19 protein-coding genes are annotated in these 20,988 nt (G+C 65.4%); 3 read left to right on the top strand and 16 right to left on the bottom strand.

The features are described 5' to 3' along the window. Positions 1-208 precede the first annotated feature (208 nt). The 6 genes from BJ994_RS03230 to egtD form a co-directional block, all read right to left on the bottom strand. Positions 209-556, bottom strand: coding sequence for a type II toxin-antitoxin system PemK/MazF family toxin (locus BJ994_RS03230; protein ID WP_167991430.1), 348 nt, complete (start codon positions 554-556; stop codon positions 209-211). Continuing rightward, the gene (locus tag BJ994_RS03225; protein WP_167991428.1) at positions 543-773 is read right to left on the bottom strand and encodes a ribbon-helix-helix domain-containing protein; all 231 of its coding nucleotides are present in this window, start codon (positions 771-773) and stop codon (positions 543-545) included. Before BJ994_RS03225 ends, BJ994_RS03230 begins: the two co-directional genes overlap by 14 nt. 110 nt (positions 774-883) lie before the next feature. After that, entirely contained in the window at positions 884-1,618 is a 735-nt protein-coding gene (gene egtC, locus BJ994_RS03220) for an ergothioneine biosynthesis protein EgtC (protein WP_167991425.1), read from the bottom strand. A gap of 1 nt (position 1,619) precedes the next feature. After that, positions 1,620-2,954 (bottom strand): ergothioneine biosynthesis protein EgtB, encoded by a 1,335-nt coding sequence (gene egtB, locus BJ994_RS03215; RefSeq protein ID WP_167991423.1) that lies wholly within the window; start codon positions 2,952-2,954, stop codon positions 1,620-1,622. Beyond that, positions 2,938-4,209, bottom strand: a complete 1,272-nt coding sequence (gene egtA / locus BJ994_RS03210) for an ergothioneine biosynthesis glutamate--cysteine ligase EgtA (RefSeq protein WP_167991420.1) — start codon at positions 4,207-4,209, stop codon at positions 2,938-2,940. Before egtA ends, egtB begins: the two co-directional genes overlap by 17 nt. Before the next feature lie 2 nt (positions 4,210-4,211). Next, positions 4,212-5,213 (bottom strand): L-histidine N(alpha)-methyltransferase, encoded by a 1,002-nt coding sequence (gene egtD, locus BJ994_RS03205; protein WP_245192235.1) that lies wholly within the window; start codon positions 5,211-5,213, stop codon positions 4,212-4,214. Between the two features lie 100 nt (positions 5,214-5,313). On the opposite strand from egtD, the gene BJ994_RS03200 reads away from it, so the two are divergent. Then, positions 5,314-6,951 carry an ABC-F family ATP-binding cassette domain-containing protein gene (locus BJ994_RS03200; RefSeq protein ID WP_167991415.1) on the top strand — a complete coding sequence of 546 codons (1,638 nt, stop codon included), beginning with the start codon at positions 5,314-5,316 and terminating at the stop codon, positions 6,949-6,951. Between the two features lie 19 nt (positions 6,952-6,970). On the opposite strand, the gene BJ994_RS03195 is transcribed toward BJ994_RS03200, so the two are convergent. Continuing rightward, positions 6,971-7,834 (bottom strand): MurR/RpiR family transcriptional regulator, encoded by an 864-nt coding sequence (locus tag BJ994_RS03195; RefSeq protein WP_167991413.1) that lies wholly within the window; start codon positions 7,832-7,834, stop codon positions 6,971-6,973. Between the two features lie 150 nt (positions 7,835-7,984). On the opposite strand from BJ994_RS03195, the gene BJ994_RS03190 reads away from it, so the two are divergent. Next, positions 7,985-9,115, top strand: coding sequence for an enolase C-terminal domain-like protein (locus BJ994_RS03190; RefSeq protein ID WP_167991410.1), 1,131 nt, complete (start codon positions 7,985-7,987; stop codon positions 9,113-9,115). On the opposite strand, the gene BJ994_RS03185 is transcribed toward BJ994_RS03190, so the two are convergent. Genes BJ994_RS03185 through BJ994_RS03150 form a run of 8 tightly spaced genes read right to left on the bottom strand, consistent with a single transcriptional unit; the run spans position 9,094 to position 18,235 of the window. Further along, positions 9,094-9,915: an HAD family hydrolase gene (locus tag BJ994_RS03185; RefSeq protein WP_167991408.1), complete on the bottom strand. Its 822-nt coding sequence runs from the start codon at positions 9,913-9,915 to the stop codon at positions 9,094-9,096. The genes BJ994_RS03190 and BJ994_RS03185 overlap by 22 nt on opposite strands. After that, a complete protein-coding gene (locus BJ994_RS03180) occupies positions 9,912-10,712 on the bottom strand; it encodes a serine hydrolase (RefSeq protein ID WP_167991405.1) in 801 nt (266 codons plus the stop codon). Before BJ994_RS03180 ends, BJ994_RS03185 begins: the two co-directional genes overlap by 4 nt. Further along, entirely contained in the window at positions 10,709-11,857 is a 1,149-nt protein-coding gene (locus tag BJ994_RS03175; RefSeq protein ID WP_167991403.1) for a serine hydrolase domain-containing protein, read from the bottom strand. Before BJ994_RS03175 ends, BJ994_RS03180 begins: the two co-directional genes overlap by 4 nt. Further along, positions 11,829-12,749: a S66 peptidase family protein gene (locus BJ994_RS03170; RefSeq protein ID WP_167991401.1), complete on the bottom strand. Its 921-nt coding sequence runs from the start codon at positions 12,747-12,749 to the stop codon at positions 11,829-11,831. The genes BJ994_RS03175 and BJ994_RS03170 overlap by 29 nt, the downstream gene beginning before the upstream one ends. 11 nt (positions 12,750-12,760) lie before the next feature. Then, a complete protein-coding gene (locus BJ994_RS03165) occupies positions 12,761-14,494 on the bottom strand; it encodes an ABC transporter ATP-binding protein (RefSeq protein ID WP_167991399.1) in 1,734 nt (577 codons plus the stop codon). After that, positions 14,494-15,402, bottom strand: coding sequence for an ABC transporter permease (locus BJ994_RS03160; RefSeq protein WP_167991397.1), 909 nt, complete (start codon positions 15,400-15,402; stop codon positions 14,494-14,496). Before BJ994_RS03160 ends, BJ994_RS03165 begins: the two co-directional genes overlap by 1 nt. Then, a complete protein-coding gene (locus BJ994_RS03155; RefSeq protein ID WP_167991395.1) occupies positions 15,399-16,439 on the bottom strand; it encodes an ABC transporter permease in 1,041 nt (346 codons plus the stop codon). Before BJ994_RS03155 ends, BJ994_RS03160 begins: the two co-directional genes overlap by 4 nt. 8 nt (positions 16,440-16,447) lie before the next feature. Continuing rightward, the gene (locus BJ994_RS03150) at positions 16,448-18,235 is read right to left on the bottom strand and encodes an ABC transporter substrate-binding protein (RefSeq protein WP_167991393.1); all 1,788 of its coding nucleotides are present in this window, start codon (positions 18,233-18,235) and stop codon (positions 16,448-16,450) included. Between the two features lie 162 nt (positions 18,236-18,397). On the opposite strand from BJ994_RS03150, the gene BJ994_RS03145 reads away from it, so the two are divergent. Then, positions 18,398-19,705, top strand: coding sequence for a M20/M25/M40 family metallo-hydrolase (locus BJ994_RS03145; RefSeq protein WP_167991390.1), 1,308 nt, complete (start codon positions 18,398-18,400; stop codon positions 19,703-19,705). A 33-nt stretch (positions 19,706-19,738) separates the two neighbouring features. Here the strand turns inward: BJ994_RS03145 and BJ994_RS03140 are convergent, their stop codons facing one another. After that, positions 19,739-20,938 (bottom strand): PucR family transcriptional regulator, encoded by a 1,200-nt coding sequence (locus tag BJ994_RS03140; RefSeq protein ID WP_167991388.1) that lies wholly within the window; start codon positions 20,936-20,938, stop codon positions 19,739-19,741. Positions 20,939-20,988: the final 50 nt, after the last annotated feature.

Raw genomic sequence — 20,988 nt, 5'->3', positions numbered from 1 at the left:
CATATTGAGGACGGTGACGAACAGTAATGGAGCGTGCTCGATAGCCAGAACGGTGCGTACGACTTGCCTCCGGCTCGTTTCAAGTTCAGCAAGCCGAGGCCAGTAGTCAGTAGTCTGCACGAGCACGACGAGCAGTGCGGTCAGTGTGGGACAGGCTCTGATCAACGGTTCGTGAATCTAGAGGATCCTTCACCGGGACGGCTTCGCGCTACAGCTGTAAGTGCAGTCGCAGAGCATCGTCGAGCTGTGCCATGACGCTGGCCGGAACCTGCCCGAGGGCGGCACCCAGCCGCTCGACCGTGATCGAGCGGACCTGCTCGGCCTGAGCCTTAGAATCCTGCCGCAACCCGGTCGCGACCGCCCGCAACAGAGCCTGAAAGGGAAAGATCCGGTCGGTGTTGCTGGTGATGGGTACGATTGTGACCACCCCGCGGCCGAGCCGAGCAGCGACCGAGTTTGCACGGTCGTTGCTGACGACTACAACGGGGCGTCGCTTGTTGGCTTCGCTTCCGCGGACGGGGTCCAGGTCGGCCAGCCGGATCTCACCGCGCAGCATCGGCGACCCCGTCAGCCGCAGTCGCATCCCACGTCGCGTGATCGCCTGATGCTTCCCAGTCATCCCAAGCGGCCTCATAGTCCCGCTCGAGCTCGGGAAGGCGCAGCATTCCGACGGCGTGATGCAACGCGGCGGATCTCGATGGAAGGCCTGTTGAGCGAGCGAACTCGTCGAGGATTGCCACGTCCTCATCCGGCAGACTGACGCTGAGTTTCATACCTAAATGCTACCGCAGTAGCACCACAGAGTGGTGCCACCTAGAAACGAGACATTGTTCGGATAAGAGCTGCCCCTGTAAGGCGCAGTTCTGCAACTCCTTGGCTTGATTCACAGCGGCCGGACGTCAACACCGTCCGCCGTCGCCGTGAGCACGGAATTGTCCGGCACGCTGTTCCATCCCGGGCCGTCGTCGGACGGTTCGCTGGCCACAAACACCCCGTCCGGTCCGGAGCGCCAGTAGAGCGTGTCCCCCGCGGCAGTCGCCGTGATGGTCCGTCCATCCGTCAGTAGCAGGTTCACCCGTGCCTCGGCATGGGCCAGCACCTTGCGGACGGTTCCGGCGAGCGCCGCGTCCGGATTCTCGCCGGCGGCAAGCGCCTCCAGCACCAGCGCCCAGACCAACGCCGAATCAACATGTGCCTCCATCGTCAGGAGCCGCGAGGCGGGAATGGCGTTGACGAGCGGCTCGACGGCCGACGGCCAGCCGTGAATGCGCCCGTTGTGACTGAAGAGCCACTTACCGTCCGTGTACGGTGCGGAGGCTGATTCGTCCTGGGTTGTTCCCACGGTGGCCGACCGCACCGCCGCGAGTGCCGCCGTCGTCGTCGTGACCCTGGCGATGTCAGCGAAGGAAGGGTCTGCCCACATCGGTACTGCGCGGCGGTAGCGGGCGGGGCGTGGATCGCCCGCCGCATACCAGCCGACACCGAATCCGTCGGCGTTGACTGCTCCGAACCGTTGTTCCCGCGGCGCCCAGGACTGCGTGAGCAGCCCATGCTCGGGGACGAGCAGAAGCGTGGCGAGCGAGGTCGGCGGCCCGAGGAACGCCAGGTGGCGGCACACGCTACGCCGACTCTGACAAAGAGGCGTCGCGTGCGGTCCGGAACCCCGCGAAGATCTGCCGGCGGATGGGATAGTCCCAGTTCCGGAAGGTCGCCCGGGCGGCCGCCGGGTCGGTGGCCCAGGACCCGCCGCGCAGCACCTTGTAGTCGGGGCCGAAGAAGACCTGGCTGTACTCCTCATAGGGGAAGACGTTGAAGCCGGGGTACGGCTCGAAGTCGCTGGATACCCACTCCCACACGTCACCTATGAGCTGTCGGACGCCGCGGGCCGACGCGCCGTCGGGATAGGAACCGGCCGGAGCCGGGCGCAGCGCCGCTCCCCCGAGGTTCGCGTGGTCCGGGGCGGGGTCCTCATCGCCCCACGGGTACCGGCGGGAGCGACCGCTGTCCGGATCGTAGCGCGCGGCCTTCTCCCATTCGGCTTCGGTGGGCAGGCGCCGGCCCGCCCAGCGGGCGTAAGCGTCCGCCTCGTACCAACACACGTGCTGCACGGGCTCGTCTGCCGGAACGGGCTCGACGGCGCCGAACCGCTTCCGGACCCAGTTGCCATCCGTACGGTGCCAGTACTTCGGCGCGTGCAGGCCGGTCTCGTTCCGGTGCTGCCAACCGTCCGGGTGCCACCATGCGGCGTTGTCGTACCCGCCGGCCTCCATGAACTGCTGGTACTCACCATTGGTCACGGGGGTGGTGTCGATCCAGTAGGCCGCGAGGTCCAGCACATGGGCGGGCCGCTCGTTGTCCAGCGCCCAGCGTTCGATCGAGGTGCCCATGGTGAACGGCCCGGCAGGCACCAGCACCTCCGCGGGCAGCTCGGCGAGTCCGCGCGTGTCAGGCAGCGGAGTCTCCGGGAGGATGCGTTCGCCGTCGCGAAGCTGGTGGGTGGCAAGCATCGTCTCGGCGTGCTGCTGCTCGTGCTGGACGATCATGCCGAACGCGAACCCGTTTTCCAGCAGCGGCTTGCCCTCCAGGGGCGTGCGGTCCAGGATGTCCAGTGCCTTGTCGCGGACCTCCGCGATGTACTGCCGCGACTCGGTGGGCGAGAGCAGCGGAAGGCTGGGACGGCTACTCCGGGAGTGCTGGAAGGCGTCGTACATCTCGTCGATGTCGCAGCGCAGCGGCAGCCGCCCGCCGACATCACGCACCAGCCACAACTCCTCCTGGCTGCCCACATGCGCGAGGTCCCAGACCAGCGGCGACATCAGGGGCGAATGCTGCTTCACCAGCTCGCCGTCGTCGTAATCGGTCAGTGCGAGCGTCCGGTTCCGGGCGCGCTCAAGCCGATTGGCCAGTTCCGCGCGGAGATCCCCGCTGCCCAGGGGTTCAGCTGTGGTGGTCATGGAGAGGCTCCTTCCAGGCGCCTTGTGCAAACATCGGCATGTGCCCGGTGCGCCGCCATTCGGCAAGGCAGGCATCGGCCGGGCTGCGACCGCGGGCTGCGTAGCGCTCAATGAATGTGGCGACCCGCGCCCTCGTTTCCGGATCCACGCCGAGCCGCGGCAGGGCGTCCCACACCGCGTCGGCGCATGTAAGTGCAGCTTGGGCAAGGCTGGGATCGGACAATCCGTCGCGGGCCGCTATCCGCAGCGAGGGAAGATCGCGGCACGCCTCCGCTGCCAGGGCAGCAGCCTGCGGGTCCTCCACCAGTGCGACGACGACGGCGGCCACCACTTCCCAATCACCGCCCGCCTGGGCGTCGATCACCCGCACTTCGAGGAACCCGCGCGGACGCACCGGCGGGAACAGGGTGGTGAGGTGGTAATCGAGATCCTCACGCGTCACGGCCCGCGGACCCGCGCCGCGCAGCCAGTCCCGCATCGTGAGGTCCCGGGGTGTGAGCCAGGTGCCGCCGTCGTCGTCGGGTCTAATGCACAGAACCTTTGCGTCGAGCGCGTACCGCGCCCAGTCCTGCCGGGGGTCGTCCGCGAAGCAAACCGGCGCCGTCGTCCGGGTGCTGTCGATGGCGAGCCAGGCGGCCTGGCGAGCGCTGCGCCAGCCGCTCGGGCGGCCGTTCACAAACGGTGAGTTCGCGAACATGGCCGTCAGCAGAGGGGCCAGGGAATGCAGGTGGCGCCAGCGGTGGTAGGCGCTGAGCGGGCCGGTTCCGGGTGAGCCGGCGTCGAGGGAGACCTGGAGGGAGGCGGTGGAACACATCATCGTCCGGCCTGCTGAACCGGTCCGGTTGAACTGCTGCTCCATTGCGGCGTAGCGGGGATGATCGAGCGTTCGTTGCGGGCTGCGGAGCGGGTCCAAGGCGAGGTCGCCGAACCGGAGCCCCGCGTCCTCCAGCAGGCCGGCGGTGAACGCGAGATCCCGGCGGGTGGCCTCGATAACGCCGGGAAGGTCTTCCGCGCAGGCGGAGCTGATTTCAAGCTGGCCGCCCGGTTCGAAGGTGATCACCCCACCGCCGGGGAGCTGTGTGCCCGCGAGTTGCACGGCCTCGCGCACCTGGGACACGGGGACCTGGACCGTTGAGTCGGTCTCGAGGTGGACCGTGCGCTCCACCTCGACCCCTACCTTCCCCGGAGGACCTGTCTTGAAACAGACTGCGGCTACGTAGACTTCTGCGTCCTCTTCGGTCAACGGCGTCTGCACGGCTAGATCGCTTCGGCAAGGGTCACGGCGTACCGGTCCTCGGAGTCACACCACTGCCCCGCGATGCGGAAGCCTGCAGCTTCGAGCTCATCCGCGATGCCGTCCCGTGTGAATTTGGCCGAGATCTCGGTGCGCAGCTCCTCCCCGTCGGAGAAATTCACCTCCAGGTCAACCCCGGGCAGGGTGACGAGCATGGGCCGGGTGGCCCGCAGCCGCATTTCGATCCACCTGTTCTCCGGAACCCAGGCGGCGACGTGTTCGAAGGCTTCGACGTCGAAGTCCGCACCCAGTTCACGGTTCAACACCCGCAGTACGTTCCGGTTGAAGTCGGCTGTGACGCCGGCGTCGTCGTCGTAGGCGGGCACCAGGATGTTGGCTGGCTTGACCAGGTCCGTTCCGAGCAGGAGCGAACCGCCGCCGGAACCCAACAACTCGTGGATGTCTTTCAGAAATTCTGCGCGGTGCTCAGGATCGAGGTTCCCGATCGTGCCGCCCAGGAACGCGACCATGCGCTGCCCGTCCCGCGGCAGGACATGGAGCTGGTGCTCGAAGTCCGCAGCCACCGGGCTCAGCTGAAGGTGTGGGAAGGTCTCGGAGAGGTGGTCCCCGGCGCCCAGCAGCGCGGCGTCGCTCACGTCCACGCTGACGTAGCGCTGGAGGCGGCCCTGCTCCAGGAGTGCCGAGATCAGCAGCGGTGTCTTGCTGGAGGACCCTGAGCCGAGTTCGATCAGCGTGTCCGCCGGCAATTCCGCGGCCATGTCCTCCGCATACCGTTCAAGGATTTCCCGCTCGGCACGTGTGGGGTAATACTCGGGAAGCCCTGTGATGCGTTCAAACAGTGCGCTGCCGCGGTCGTCGTAGAACCACTTCGGGGGCAGCGACTTCGGCGTCGCCGTCAGACCGGCGAGCACGTCCTTGCGCAGGGACGACTCGAGGAAATGCGGCGGCAGGTAATGGGCAATCTCGGCCGGGCCGTGGACGCCGTCGTCGGTGTTGGTGAGCAAGGGGTCTACCTTCCGCCGGTGAAAGCACATCGTTGTATCTACCTAATCCCCGGTAGGAGTGGCCGGTCAAGGGTGGCATGTTCACTTCTAGACTGAATTCATGACTGCAACCCTCGTGGCCAAAGCACTTTTCGGCGGCCACGCCCACCGCACCCTGTTCTCCAATCTGGACCTGACCGTCACGGAGGGCGACGTCGTAGGCGTCGTGGGAGCGAACGGTGCCGGCAAGTCCACGCTGCTGAAGCTGCTGGCCGGCGTCGACGAGCCACTGGCGGGCACGGTGATGACCTCGCCGAAGGACGCCTTCGTCGGCTGGCTCCCGCAGGAGCATGAACGTACCCCCAGAGAAACGGTGGCGCAGTACATATCCCGCCGGACCGGAGCCACCGCGGCTACCGTTGCGATGGAGCGCGCGGCTGAAGAGCTTGGCACAACCGCCAAGGGTGCTGACGACCGCTACGCCGCGGCGCTCGAGCACTGGCTCGCTTCGGGAGCCGCGGATTTGGAGGACCGGCTCCCGGCGGTCCTCGCCGACGTCGCGCCCGGCATCGCCGCCGATTCGCCGGTCACCGGACTCTCCGGCGGGCAGCTTGCCCGGGTTGCCCTGGCCGCGCTGTTGCTGAGCCGGTTCGACGTCGTCCTCCTGGACGAACCCACCAACGATCTGGACCTGGACGGCCTGGCCCGCCTCGAGGCGTTCATGCGCAGCCTCCGCGGCGGCGCAGTACTGGTTTCCCACGACCGCGAGTTCCTGGCGCGCTGCGTCACCACCGTGGTGGAACTGGACCTGGCACAGAACCAGGTGTCGGTGTACGACGGCGGGTACGACGCCTTCCTCGAAGAGCGCGCCGTGGCGAAACGGCATGCCCGCGAAGCGTATGAGGAGTTTGCCGAGAAGAAACAGGACCTTGTTTCACGCGCCCGGACGCAGCGCGAGTGGAGCTCCCAGGGTGTCCGGAATGCGATGAAGAAGAGCCCGGACAGTGACAAGCTGCGCCGCCGTGCCAGCATGGAGTCCTCCGAGAAGCAGGCCCAGAAGGTGCGGCAGATGGAGTCCCGGATTGCCCGGCTGGACGAGGTTCCGGAGCCGCGCAAGGAGTGGCAGCTGCAGTTCAGCATCGGCTCCGCTCCGCGCTCCAGCGCCGTGGTGGCAACGCTCAACGCCGCCGTTGCCCGGCAGGGCGACTTCACGCTGGGGCCGGTGTCAGTGCAGGTCAATGCGGGCGAGCGGATCGGCATCACGGGGCCCAACGGTGCAGGCAAGTCGACGCTGCTGCGCCTGTTGCTGGGGCATCAACAGCCCGACGACGGCGCCGCCTCCCTGGGCGCCAGCGTCGCGATCGGCGAAATCGACCAGGCTCGCGGGCAGCTTGCCGAGGACGCCTCTCTTGCCGCTGCTTTCGAAGCGGCTGTGCCGGTGCTGGCGCAAGCCGAGGTCCGCACCCTGCTGGCGAAGTTCGGGCTCAAGGCGGACCAGACCTCCGCCCGGGTGGGCATGCTCTCCCCCGGTGAACGTACCCGGGCCGGGCTTGCGCTGTTGCAGGCGCGCGGCGTGAACCTCCTGGTGCTGGACGAACCCACCAACCACCTCGACCTCCCCGCCATCGAGCAGCTCGAGAAAGCCCTTGAGGATTACACGGGAGCGCTGCTGCTGGTGACCCACGACCGCCGGATGCTCGCGAACGTGCGCCTCGACGCACGGTGGGACGTCAACAGCGGTCAGGTTCGGGTGCTGTAAGCGGTTCCGTAAGGGGAATTCACCGGGTGCGAGTGCCGTAGCTGACGGCTGCGCTGGTCACTTCCAAAGCGCTGACAGTCTTCTCGTAGCTGCTCTGTGCCACACCGGCGAAGATGCAGTCAACCATGGCAAGCTGGGCGATCCTCGACGCCATGGCACCTGAACGGAAAGCGGTCTCGCGCACCATCGTGAACAAGCAGAGGTCCGCGGTCTTTGCGAGCGGCGAGGACTCGACGTTGGTCACCGCGATGGTGGGTGCCCCGGCTTCCTTGGCCCGCTCGATGAACGCAAGGGTCTCGCCGGTCTGGCCACTGTGGGAGAAGGCGATCGCCACATCGGTGGGGTCCATGAGCGCGGCACCCATGAGGGCGTCATGATGCTGGTTGAAGGCCTGGGCCGTGCGTTGGATCCGGAACAGTTTGTGTTGAAGGTCATCGGCGACAATAGCGCCCGCGCCCAGTCCGTAGACGAGGATGTGCCGTGCGGAGCCGATGGTCTGCACCACCTCCGCCAGCACGTCGAAGTCAATGCTGGAGAGGGTTTCATCGATACCAAGCGTCTCCGCGTACGCAATCTTCGCGACGGTGTCCTGCAGGGAATCCTCCGGGCTGATGTCCGAACCGAAGCGGCGCTGATCTGCCACAGCGGCTTGCTCCCGTCCCAGCTCGGTTGCCATCACCAGGCGGAGTTCGCTATAGCCCGCATACCCAAGAGCCCGGCAGAACCGCACCACCGATGGCTCGGAGGTGCTGCATTTTTCGGCGAGCTGCGAAATGGTGTTTCGCAGGACCACCGTGGGATCAGCCAACATCACTTCCGCAACCCTCCGCGCGGCGGGGGCCAGTGTCGGCAGGTGGGAATGGATCTTCGACTGGATGCTCATGAAACCCTTTCTCGGGCGGCGTCTTCCTGTGCGGCAGTGTGGCTGTCGCGGCTCACTGAGCGAATCTGGGTCAAGCACTGCCGGTCGCGTCATTAAGCTACAACTTATTGATAGGTATCGTAGTCTTTCTACGTAGAAAGGTGACCCGCTGTGACGCGACCATCGACTCCCGCGGTTACCCTTCGCGCCCAGCCCACCACGGTGCCGCTGGTCAGGCCTTTTGTCACCGCCGTCAGACGCGCCACGGTACTGGAAACGGTTTTGGTTCAAGCCACCGACGACGACGGCCGCATCGGCTGGGGCGAGGCCCCCATCAGCGCAGTCACCAAAGCAACCACTGCCGGGGTGATGAGAGCTGTGCACGGCCCGCTTCAGGACCTTGTGGCGCATTCAGACACGGCTGACCATGCGGAGGCCTTGAGGCTCCTTAGCCTTTCTTCCGAATCCGGAGCCGCGAGGATGGCGGTGGACTGTGCGCTCCATGACCTGGCGGCGCAGCGGGCAGGGATGCCGCTCTACCGCTACCTTGGCGGCCGCTCTGCACGGATTTCAACCGATATGACGCTCTCCGTGGGCAATCCTGCGACGTTGTCCCGTGCAACCAACCAACACGTCACCGGCGGATTCGACTGCATCAAGGTCAAACTGGATGCCAATGGCGACCCGTTAGCGCGGATGCGCGCAGTGCGGGAGGCTGCCGGCCCACAGGTCCGGCTAAGGGTGGACGCCAACCAGGCCTTCACCGCCGAAGACGCGGTGCGGATCATCACCACCCTGGAAGACGCGGACCTTGGCATCGAAGTGATCGAGCAGCCGGTGCGCTCCGATTCCCTGGAGGATCTCGCCTATGTCACCCGCCGCGTGGGCATTCCGATCATGGCGGATGAGTCAGTGTGGACCGTCGATGACCTCCACAAACTCATCGACCTGCAGGCTGCGGACCTGGTGAACATCAAGCTGGCCAAATCCGGAGGAATCTTCGTAGCCACTCAGCTGGCGCGGCTGGCCTCGAGCGCTGGCCTTGGCATGCTGGTTGGCTGCATGATCGAGAGCACCGTGGGCATCAGCGCAGCGGCGAGTTTCGCCGCGTCGCTGTCCGGAAACGGAGAGCCCTCGACGGCGGCTGGCACAGCGCCACAGGATCTGGACGGTGGCCTGTGGGTGGGCTCATCGCCGGTAGCCGGCGGTGCCAGGTATGAAGCGAACGTGATCGAACTACCCGACGCACCCGGATTGGGGATCTCCGCGGCACCCGTCGGTCAGGAAACAGCGGTCCGCTGAGCAACAAGTGCGCCCACCAGCTGGGCTACCGCCTCCAGGTCAGGAGCGACGGCGTCCGGCACCAGCTCCGGCGGAAGGTCGCCTCGTTGCGCTGGAGGGTCGATGCGCCGTTCGGCCGCATGCCGAACCCAGAGGTACTCAAGCAACGCACTACGCTTCGCGTCGTCGAACCGTTGAACCACTCCTGAAACCGGTGCGTCCTTCCGCAGCAACATGCTCAGGGCTCCGCTTCGGGCGGACCCTGCAACATCATGGTCCAACCTGTCACCCACATGGATGTGCAGGTCCGCTGTACCCCTGGCAAATTTGAACACTGCTCTTCCCGGCTTGGCCGAACCGGCGTCGTCGGACGTGACGATGCCGTCGATTACCGGCAGCAGACCCGCACCGGCAATGACCGGTTCCTGGAAAGCCCTGCGCCCGTTGGTGAGGATGAGAACCCGCCAGCCCGCCGCCCGCAGACTGTCAAGCACCGCGGCAGTCTCGGGGTGGAGCAGGCGGGTACGTTCCGGCACTTCCTCCAGCCGCTGGACAATGCGCGCTGTGATGGCCTGCTCGTTCCTCTCGAACCCCAGCGTGCGCGCCACGGCTGCAACCATCGAGGACCAGCCGTACGCAGCATATTCGTCCACCAGCAGGAGCTCTTCGTGGCGGCGCAGCACATCCAGGTACAGCTCGTCTGCGGAGGGTCCCGCAATTGCGCTGCACACCTCCCGCAGCACTCCGGCAAACGGGCCCTGAATCAGCGTTCCGTCCAGATCGAAACTGATGGTTCGGACCTGCTGATGGTTTGCGGTCATCTCGCTTCCCACAGATCCCAGGCCATCGTGGAGAGCGCGGTGATTGCCGCCGTCGCGCTCTCTTCCTCACAAGCGCGGGTGCACACGGCGAGGACGTAGCCGTCATCACTGCCGTCGGGCCGGACGAAGGCCACATCATGCCGGATGCCTGTCACCCAGCCCGATTTGCTCCCCCAGTCCGCGCCGGCCGGAAGGACCGGCCCGATGATTCCGTACTCCTGGGCGCGCAGGAATTCCAGCATCAGCCGGGTGCTTTCCGGTCCGGCTGCCCGCCCGGAGACAATCGCGCACACGATGGTGGCCAGGTCCGTAGCGGTAGTTTCCTGGGTGAGACCAGCCTCGAGCCCGGCAAGGTCCCCGAAAAGCCGTTCCATCTTCGAGGAAGCCGCCCCGCATACCTCAAGGGCAGTGTTGACTGACGGCAAACCGACCAGATCCACCGCCATGTTGGTGGCTTCATTGGAGGACACGGTGATCATGCGCCCGAGGACCTCCCGCAGCGGCATGTTCCTGCCAACAGCCGGGAGTCCCTCGTCTATTTCACCGGGTTCGCAGGTGAAAGTACCGGCACCGGGCGCGGCGCTGGGGAAGCTGATCCTGACGGTGACCGGCTGGTCCAGGGAGAGCCTCCCGGCGTCGACCTCCCGCAGCGCAGCTACGAGCACCGCGAGCTTGATGGTGCTTGCCGCATACACAACCGTGTCTGCCTCCCGTTCGGCCAAGGTCTTCCCGCCGAGGGTGGTGAGGTGAAATGAGATGTGCGGGACGCCGTCGCTGTAGTCCGAAGTGACGCTCATGCCTCTGCCCCAACTGCTGCCGCGGCATAGACGGTGTCCGCGACGGCGGAGCGCAGCGGAGCCATCTCGGAGAGAGTGCGGCTGGGATGGACCCGGTTGGTCAGCAGGACCACAGTCAATGAGGCGTCGCGGTCCACCAGAAGCGAGGTCCCGGTGAAGCCGTTATGCCCGCGCGCGCTGATGCCGGAACTCCCCATCCAGTCCAGCTGACCAATCCTCAGTCCGAGTCCATGGCCGTACCCGGGGCCACCCTGCTCAAGGTTGTCCCCAAGTACCCACGGGAGCTGGTCCGACCAGAATTCCTGTGCCAGCGGATCTGAGAGCAGCGACGCCGTATCGGTGCGCAGTATTTCCCCGAACGCCAACAGGCCCTCCGCAGTACCGAAGAGACCGGCGTTTCCGGCGCTCCCACCGAGGGCGCAGGCGCTTTCGTCATGGACCACGCCTCGGACGGCTCCCCTGCCGAGTTCCGGCTGGCACTCGGTCGCGGCGCAGGCGGCCGCGTCCGGGGAGTAGGTCAGTGTCGCCGTTCTCGCATCCAGTGCGCGGAGCCGCTGAAGAACGATCCTGTCCACCAGGTCCGCCCACGACGTTCCGGCAGCTGTTTCGGCGAGCGCCAGCACGGTGTTGAAACCCACGCAGGAATAGTTGAAGGCGGTGCCCGCGGGCGCTGCCAGCGGTGTGGCCAGCAGGTCCTCCAGTAAGTCGCCGCGACCCGCGGAGGGCATCCGCTGCCAGCCCTCCCAGACCCCGGGCAGGCCTGAGGTATGGGTGAGCAGGTGGCGGAGGGTGACCAGGGCCTTGCCCTCCCCCGTGAAGCCTGGAAGCACTTGTCGGACTGGCTCGTCGAGGGCCAGGACGCCGTCGTCGACCAGGCGCAACGCGGTCACTGCAGTGAAAATCTTGGTGACCGAGGCGAGGTCATAGACGGTGTCGGTCGTAGCGGGCACCCGCTGGCCTGCGGGCAGGGGCGCGGCGTCGTCGTCGTACGCCACCGCATCGCCAAAGGCGGCCGGGCCCGCCTGTGTGCCCCGCACGCTGTACGCCAGAACGGCCGACGGCGTTACCCGGCTATGCACGGCGGTTTCGACGATACGCCGGAGGTCGGCGTCGATTTCAGGTGAGGACAAGGTGTGGATTCCCATCCGCGGTAAGGGTTGCGTGGACACCGAGAGGAATGCTGTGGGCACCGGGACCGTGACCGAAGCCGAGCTCCCACACCAGCGGGATCCCGAGCGGCACCAGCAGTTCGGTGACGAGTGCCTTGACCTCGTGCAGCTCACCGCACTTGAGCCACGAGCCGAGGGCGATCCCCGTCAATCCCTCGAACCAGCCGGCGCGCAGCAGTGTATGCAGGAGTGCGTCCAAGCGGTAGATATCCTCGGTGATGTCCTCGAGCAACGCGATCCGGCCGGTGTTATCCGGGACGGGTTTAGCTCCAAGTGTCATTGCCAGGAGACTGAGGTTACCCCCGGTAAGTATGCCGGTTGCCTTGCCTTCCACCAATGATTCGGCGGCGCTCGCGGTATAGCTGCGTCCGGCGTACGGCGTGAACAGCGCTTCCTTGAGCTTTGTCTGCGCCGCCGGGTCCTCCAGCAGAGCGTCGGTGGCTACCATCGGGGTGAACCAGGTGGCGAGCTGGAGGTTATCTGCCCAGTACTCGTGCAGCGCCGTTGCATCTGAGGAACCAATCAGAGGCTTTTGTCGGGCTGCGCGCAGTTTGCCGGCATCCAGGAGGTCCAGGATCCGGACTGAGCCGTATCCGCCGCGGATGCAGAAGACCGCGTCGATGTGATCGTCGCACCACATGTTCTGCAGGTCTTCGGCACGGTGCCGGTCTTCCCCCGCCAGATAAGGCGCGCGGGGGTTTACGTCGCGGACATGGTCTCCTAGCACCGGTTCCAGCCCCCAGCCGCTGAGCAGGGACACTGCCCGGTCCAACCGGTCAGCGGGGGCAGGGCCCGACGGCGCCACCAGGCCAACGCGGTCCCCCGCCTTCAACGGTCCAAGCTCCGGGTGGGCTCCAGTCTCCCTCAACGGGTTCTCCCTCAACGCACGCCGTCCTGAACCTCGTCCTCGAGTGGCTGTTCCTTCAGCGGGACGCTGCTGGTCGCGACAGGCGATTCACGGGTGGGGACCACGCTGAGCAACCGCCGTGTGTACTCGTGCTGGGGATTGAGCAGCACCTCCTCCACCGGCCCTTCCTCCACGATGCGCCCCTGGTACATCACCACCACACGGTCGGCGATGTTCCACGCAAGGCCCAGGTCATGGGTAATGACGAGCGCTCCGAGGCCGAGCTCGCACTTCAGCTTCAGCAGCAGGGCCAGGACGCCGGCACGGACAGAGGCGTCCAGGCTCGCTACCGGTTCGTCCGCAACCAGGAATTCCGGGTCAAGGGCGAGCGCACCGGCAATCACAACCCGCTGGCGCTGGCCCCCGGAGAGCTCCTGCGGGATCGCAGTGAAATACTTCTCCGGCGGGTTCAGCTCCGCCTTGGCCAAAGCCGCGGCAACGATGTCCCGCTCATCGCCGTCGAGCTTGTGCAACCGTGGCCCTTCAGCGACTGCCTCATAGACCGAATGCTTGGGATTCAGCGCAGCCGTTGGATCCTGGAGTACAAACTGCACCGCCCTGCGGTAAGCCTTGAGTGCTTTGCGCTGATGGGACAGCGCCGTGCCTTCGAAGAGGACTTCACCGCCCGTGGGTTTCTGCAGGCCAAGCAGTGTCCGTGCCAGGGTAGTTTTGCCCGAGCCCGATTGCCCCACCAGCGCCACGATCTCACCGGTATTGCACGTCAGGTTGACCGAATCCACTGCCTTGACCGCGCCGGAACCGCGCCCGTTGAACGTCACCGACAGATTGCGGGCTTCCAAGGCAGGACGGCCTTGATGGGCCGCAGCCTGGCGCTCGGCCGGTTCCGCATGCGGGGCATTCGGGGCGGTGTAGGTAGGGAGCTTCAGCCGTGAAGAAAGGTCGCCGATCACGGGAAACGCGGAAGCCAGCGCCTGGGTGTGCGGATGCTGGGGATTGCGCATAATCTCAAGCGACGGTCCCTGCTCCACGATTCTGCCGTCCTGCATCACGACAATGCGCTCGCAGGTGGCCGCCAGGACCGAGAGGTCATGGCTAATCATGATCAGCGACAAGCCACGGTCGCGGACCAGCGCGGTGAGCAGATCAAGGACCTGCGCCTGTACGACGACGTCCAGGGCCGTCGTCGGCTCGTCCGCAATGATCAGGTCCGGCTCGCAGGCCAGCGCCATGGCAATCATGATGCGCTGCTTCTGCCCGCCGGAAAGCTCATGCGGATAGGACAACCCCTTCGCCCGCGGAAGTCCCACCTGCTGCAGGAGCTCATTGACCCGCGTAATCCGGGCGGATTCCTGCTTGTACTTCGCGTCCGCTCCCTTCGCGTGGATGATCAGCGCTTCGGCGATCTGGTCGCGGACCTTGCGCACCGGGTTCAGCGAGTGCATGGCGCCCTGGAACACGATGGAGGCCTCCGTCCAGCGCACGGACCTCAGGCGGCCCCAGGTCAGGTCGGAAACGCTCTCATCGCCGAGCAGGATCTTTCCCTCGACTTTTGCGTTTGCGGGCAGCAGTCGAAGGACAGAAACCGCGAGGGTGGATTTGCCGCAGCCGGATTCACCGGCGAGGCCCACAGTGGAGCCGGGCTCAACAACGAGGCTGACGCCGTCGACCGCTGCGATTTCACCCCGCCCGCTTGCGGTCTGCGTGGTGTAGGTGATCCTGACATCCTGGAACTCAAGCCGCAGCATTAACGTCCTCGCAGGGTGGGATTGATGACGGACTCGAGGGCGCGGCCCACCAGGGTGAAGCAAAGCACCACCACAACAATCGCAATGCCGGGCGGCATCACGTACCACCAGTACCCTCCGGTGGCTGCTCCGGTGTCCAGGGCAGATTTGAGCATGGCGCCCCAGGAGATGCTGCTGGGATCGCCCAGACCCAGGAAGGACAGCGTGGATTCGGCGATGATGGCCGAGCCTACGGTCAGCGTGGTGTTGGCAAGCACCAGCGGCATGACGGCGGGCAGCACGTGCTTGGTGATGACATGGCCGTCCCCGGCACCCAGTGCCCAGGCCCGTTCAATATAGGGGCGGGACTCCACTGTGAGTGTCTGCGAACGCACCAGCCTGGCCGTGCCGGCCCACGAGGTCACGCCGATTGCGACGACGATGGTTGCCACGCCCGGGCCGATCACGCTGGAGAGCACAATCGCCAGCACAAGTCCCGGGACCACGAGGAAGAAGTCGATGATGCGCATCAGGACCGCTTGGGTGACTCCGGTGAAGTGACCCGCGGCCATGCCCACCACGGTGCCGATCACCATGGAGACCAGTGTTGCGGCGAAGCCCACCACCAGGGAGATCCGGGCTCCCCAGATCAGCAGGGCAAGTACTGACCGCCCGGCCGGATCGGTGCCCAGCGGATTCTCGAGGCTGGGGGGATCGTTCTGCGGTGAGGTCACCTGCGTGACATCGAGAACGCTGGGCGGAGCAAACAACGGGATCAGGGCGGCCAGCGCAATCACAAAGATCAGGATGATCAGTCCGGTGAGGCCCGCACGGTTTGAAGCAAATTCCTTCCAGACCTCCACTGCACGCTGACGACGGCGCGCGGCAGCGACGTTGATGCGTTTGCCCTGGGCTGCGGGGGCGCTCATGCGGCACGCAGCCTGGGGTCAAGGACGCGGTAGAGCAGGTCCGCGAAGAAATTCATCAGGATCACGATCGAGGAAAAGACCACAAAGGTTCCTTGCAGCAGCGGGAAGTCAGGGGCTGAGAGTGCCTGGAAGGTGAGATAGCCGAGCCCGGGCCAGGAGAACACGGTCTCCACGGTGACTGCGCCGCCAACCAGCCCGCCGAGAGTGAGGAAGATCAGGGTGACTGTGGGCAGGAGCGCGTTGGGCACTGCGTGTTTGGTGCGGACTTCGTCCTCACGCAGGCCCTTGGCACGCGCCGTCATCAGGTAATCCGAGGTCATTTCTTCCAGCAGCGACGCCCGCATCACCATCAGGTACTGGGCGTACACCACCGCCACCATGGTGATGACCGGAAGCGTCATGTGCCGGATGATGTCCCAGATCAGCGGCAGGCCGGTTTCTGTGGTGCCGGCGGTGACCAGACCGCCGGTGGGGAACCACTGCAGTCCTCCACCGAAGAACAGGAGGAGAAGCAGTCCCAGCCAGAATGTCGGCACCGACCAGAAGACCAGCGCAAGTCCGGTCTGCGTCCGGTCGAAGAGACTCCCCCGGCGCCAGGCAGCCCGCTGTCCCAGCCAGAGGCCAAGAACCACGGAGATGATCGCTGCGGTCCCCGTCAGAAGCACTGTGGGACCGATCCGGGTGGCGATGAGGTTCACCACCGGCTCGTTGTAGGTATAGGAGTACCCCAACTGCCCCTGGAACAGTTCCGTCAGATACCGCCAGAACTGTGCGAGTAGCGGGTCATTCAGGCCAAGTTGCTCACGCAGGATGTCCATTTGCTCAACACTGACCCGGCGCCCGTCCGCGAGGGAGCGGACGGGGTCGCCGGGCAGGATGCGGAATGCGAAGAAACCCAGCAGTACCACCATGATCAGCGAGATCAAGGCCCCGCCGGCTTTCATGACGATGTACTTCAACCATGAGGATGCCCGCGGCGGCTCATCCGTACTGTTGTCTCCCGGGACCAGATCCTGGGTGCTCAACGCATCCGACATGGCGGGTGTTACTCCCGCTCGTCAGCGGTGGAGCGCCTGCGCTTGATCAGGAAGAACGCCAGCAGTCCGCCGATGAGCAGCACACCCGCAATCGGCAGAATGACGGCCGCAGGGTTGGTGGTCGAGGCCGCGCCCTCAGCTTCAATCGAAGCAACGGGAGTTGCACTATAGATTCCCCACGGCCCATTCTGTCCGAGGATTACTCCGCCCTCAGCGGGCTGGGTGACGAACGGTTCGAAGCGGTCCGAGCGGTAGGCCTCAAGGGCGTCGGCGTAGTACAGCACGTTGTTCACTGCGGCGTCGTAGATCAGTTTCTGTGCCTCGATGACAAGTTCGCTTCGGCGTTCCTGGTCCAGTTCGGTGTGCTGGGCTGCGTAGATTTCATCGAACTCCGGCGAGCACCAGTTGGATTCGCTCGTTGCGCCGGTGCCATCGGCATTCGGGCGGGACGAGCACTGGTTGATGGACATCTGGAAGTCCGGGTCCGGGCCGATGCCCCAACCGGTGAAGTACATGTCGTAATTTCCGAGCACCGAATCGTCGTTGACCTGTGCGGGTGCCTTCATCTCGCTGGTAACTGAGATACCGATGTCCGCGAGCCAGGGGATGATGAAGTCGGCCATCTGCTGGTGCGTGGGGTCCGAGTTGCGGCCCATGAGGCGCAGCTCCAGCGGGTTGCCTTCGAGGTCAAGGCGCACGCCGTCGGCGCCCATTTCGTAGCCTGCTTCATCGAGGATCCGGTTGGCTTCCTCAGGGTTGAAGGCGTAGGGAAGTTCCTCCGTATCCCAGTGGTACAGCGGGTAGACGGCTGGGATTTCACCGGTTGCCGGTGTTCCCAGTCCCTCAAGGACCCGTTCCAGCAGGGTATTGGAATCGATGGCCATCACAATGGCTTTACGAAGTTCCACATCCCGCAACGCAGGATTGCCGTTGCCCATGTAGTTTCCATCAATGTCCTTGGTGCCGGAGTTGATGTTCATGGCCTGGTAGCGGCGGCCCGCACCGGAATTGGTGGTGATGTTCTCTTCCGATTCCAATGCCTGGAACTGCGCCGGGGTCAGCCCATTGATCATGTCGATCTCGCCGGTGAGCAATGCCTGCACGGCGGCGTCGCCGTTACGGTAGGGAACGTACGTGACGCCGTCGATCTTGGCCTCGCCCCGCCAGTAGTTGGGGTTCGCCTTCATCGTCACGCCGGAGGTCGGGTTGTAGTCCACTACGGTGAACGGTCCGCTGCCCACGGCGTCGGATGAGTTCTCGAAGGTCGCTGGATCCTCGACTTCGGACCAGATGTGTTCCGGGACCACCGGAAGGACGGAACCCGGGTTGGGTGCCTGCGCCTCATTCAGGGTCAGCACCAGGGTGTAATCATCGACGGCCTCGACGGAGACCACGTTCTCAAGCAGTGAACCATTGGCCTGCTTGAGGGTGTCGTTCTCCTGGATCGCCTGGAAGGTCCATGCGGCGTCGTTGGCGGTCAGCGGTTCACCGTCGGACCAGACGCGATCCTCCGCGAAGGTGTAGGTCCAGGTGATGCCGTCCTCGGACGTCTCCCAGGATTCCGCCATCTCAGGAATGACCTCGTTGTTCTCGGCGCTGTAGCCCACCAGGCCCTCGTACTGCAGTCCAAGGATGTTGGTGCTGGTCGCGAGGATGGCGATGAAAGGGTTCAGCGAGTCAATGTCCCCGGTGAGGGGCAGCTTGAGGGTTGTCCCGGACTCTGCTTCTGTTTCAGCGGCGGAGGCGGCTGGAAGTGCCAGGCCACCGGGCACCAGCCCGATGGCAGCCGTGGTCAATAAGGCTCCGATTTTGCGGAAGAGCGGGATTCTGCGCGCCCCGGGGCGAGTGGAAGTGCGGTTACTGGTCATCATGTCTCTTTCGTTGATGCCGGCGGAAGAACGCCATGTAGTTAAGTTACGCAACTGTTTTGTGTGTCGCAAATCACTTACACTCGTGTCGTGGACCCCGTTGACCTGTGCGCTGAATTGATCCGTTTCGACACCACCAATTGGGGTGAGGGAAAGAGCGAGGGAGAGCGGGAAGCGGCCGAATACCTAGCCGGCCTGCTCACGTCCGCGGGGTATGAGCCCGTTATCCTCGGCCCCACGCCTGAACGCGCGTCGACAGTGGTGCGGGTGCCGGGGCTCGACCGCACACTTCCAGCGCTGCTGATCCACGCCCACCTCGACGTTGTTCCGGCTGAACCGGCGCAGTGGAGCCTGGACCCGTTCGCCGGGGAAATTCGGGACGGCTACGTTTGGGGCCGCGGCGCCAGCGACATGAAGGACATGGTGGCCATGACCTTTTCCACGCTGCTGCGCTGGGCGGAAGACGGCGTGAGGCCGCGCCGCGACGTCGTCGTTGCCTTCGTTGCGGATGAGGAGGACAAGGGTGAGTACGGTGCGCTGTGGCTTGCCGCCGAGCATCCGGAACTGTTTGATGGCGTCGAAGCCGCCATCGGTGAATCGGGCGGCGTTGCACAGTTCCTCACGGCAGAGGACGGTTCCGAGGTTCGCCTGTATCCCGTGGCGGCAGCGGAACGCGGGACACTCCACATGCGCCTGACGGCCACCGGAACGTCCGGTCACGGCTCACGTCCCAACCCGGATAACGCGGTCACTCACCTGATTGGGGCGCTCCACCGGGTGAGCGAATATGCCTGGCCGATTGTCCTGACACCCACCGTTCGTGCGTATCTGCAGCAGACGACGGCGGCTCTCGGCTTTCCCGCAGACCTCACCACGGACGCAGGTGTGGAAGCTGCGGTGGACCGTCTGGGCGATGCCGGCACCGTGGCGCGCACCACCATCCGCTGCTCCGCCACACCCACCGTGCTCGACGCCGGCTACAAGGTCAACGTCATCCCCGGGACGGCGTCCGCCGACCTGGATGTCCGGTGCCTGCCGGGCACCGAAGAGGAGACCCTCGCCGTGATCGACGGGCTGCTCGGCGGGCGGGTGACCCGGACGTTCCTGTCCCACCAGCCACCGGTCCAGGCGCCGGTCGATTCGCACTGGTTCGACGCGATGAAGGCGGCGCTGCTGCGCCACGATCCTGCCGCCGTCGTCGTTCCCCGTTGCATGGGCGGTGGAACCGACGCCAAGGCGTTCGCGCCGCTGGGGATCGATTGCTACGGGTTCTCGCCGCAGGGCGCGGATCCGGAGGGCCGCACCTCTGACGGAGTGCACGGCGTGGATGAGCGCGTGCCCGTGGAGTCACTGCGCAGCGGGCAGCGGATCCTGCAGGACTTCCTCGAGCAGGTCTGAGGTTCGGCCGTCAGTGTCAACGGCCTGGCCGCCTTATGGTCCCGGCGGGAACTGCACCTGGAGAGCGGCGAGCACAGTAGCGGCGTCCTGCGGATTGGTTGGATCGAAGCCGGTCAACTGTTCGAACCGGGCGATCCGGTTGAGCACCGTGTTCCGGTGGCAGTACAGCTCGCCCGCCGTTTCAGACACCGACCCGGAGCGAAGGTACGCCTGGACAGTCTCGATGAGCCGGTCCCTCTCATGGGTGGAAATCGCGGCAAGCGGCCCCAGCACGGTGTTGGCCAACACGGTTCCATACTCCCCCAGCCGGGTGGCGGCGACCTGCCCCCACGTGTCCCGCACCGTGTGCCGGCCAGGCCGGCCGGCAGTCACTACCGGCAACGAGTCCAGCGCAATCCTGAGCATCAGCGGCACCTCCGCCAATGACTGGGCCGGGGGCGCCACGAAGCAGTCGAGCAGGGCAAGCCAGGGACGCGTCCCCTCCGGTTTCCGCCCTGCCCGCGCGGGAACGTCCTCAAGAATGAGGATGAGCACGCCGTCGCGCTCGTGCAGATACTGCTCGACACCGGCGCGGACCGCTTCGGCCCGGAACGCCTTTTGAGCGTCCACAGCCGCAACGGCAACGACGAAACTGCTCTCCAGCTTCACACCGAGTGCGCGGGCAGCCTGCCCCAGCACCTGCGGGTCCTTTCCGTCCGAGCTGACGAGCCGTGACAACAGGAACGCCCGCTGCGTCTCCTTTTCCTGCGCCATGCTGGCCAGCTCGTTGAGATAGCCCGCATGCGCCCGGATGGTGTGGAACTCCACCGCTTCCCAAACCCGCACCGCGTCCTTCGTGAGTTCCGGCAGGGATCCTTCCGGAACCTTCTCCAACATCACGGTCCAGAGCACGCGGAAGTCCATGCGCACTGCACGCAGAAGCGATTCGAGGGGCACGGCCTGCTGTGCACGGCGGTGTCCAAGTGCTTCGGACATTGCGGCCAGCCGTTCGGGAACGGGAAGGTCACCGATCAGGCGCAGTAGCAGTTCCATCGACGCTACAGCTGTTTCCCGCAGATCCTGATCCACGACGGCGGCGCCGCCATAGCCGTCAATCGTCCGCACTTCCTGCAGGTACTCGTCAGCAATGCGGTCTATATCGGCGAGGCAATCGGTCACAACGTCCGCTATGACAGGCCGGGAAACCGGGTTCCGAAGGTCACCGGCTCCACCTGAAACCGCATCGTTGGGCATATGCCCATTGTAGGTGCGCAGCACACTGTGTTCATCCATTGTTTGCCGAC

The sequence above is a fragment of the Arthrobacter pigmenti genome (assembly GCF_011927905.1).
Taxonomy (GTDB): Bacteria; Actinomycetota; Actinomycetes; order Actinomycetales; family Micrococcaceae; genus Arthrobacter_D; species Arthrobacter_D pigmenti.
This window is presented reverse-complemented; position numbering and strand designations above follow the sequence as displayed.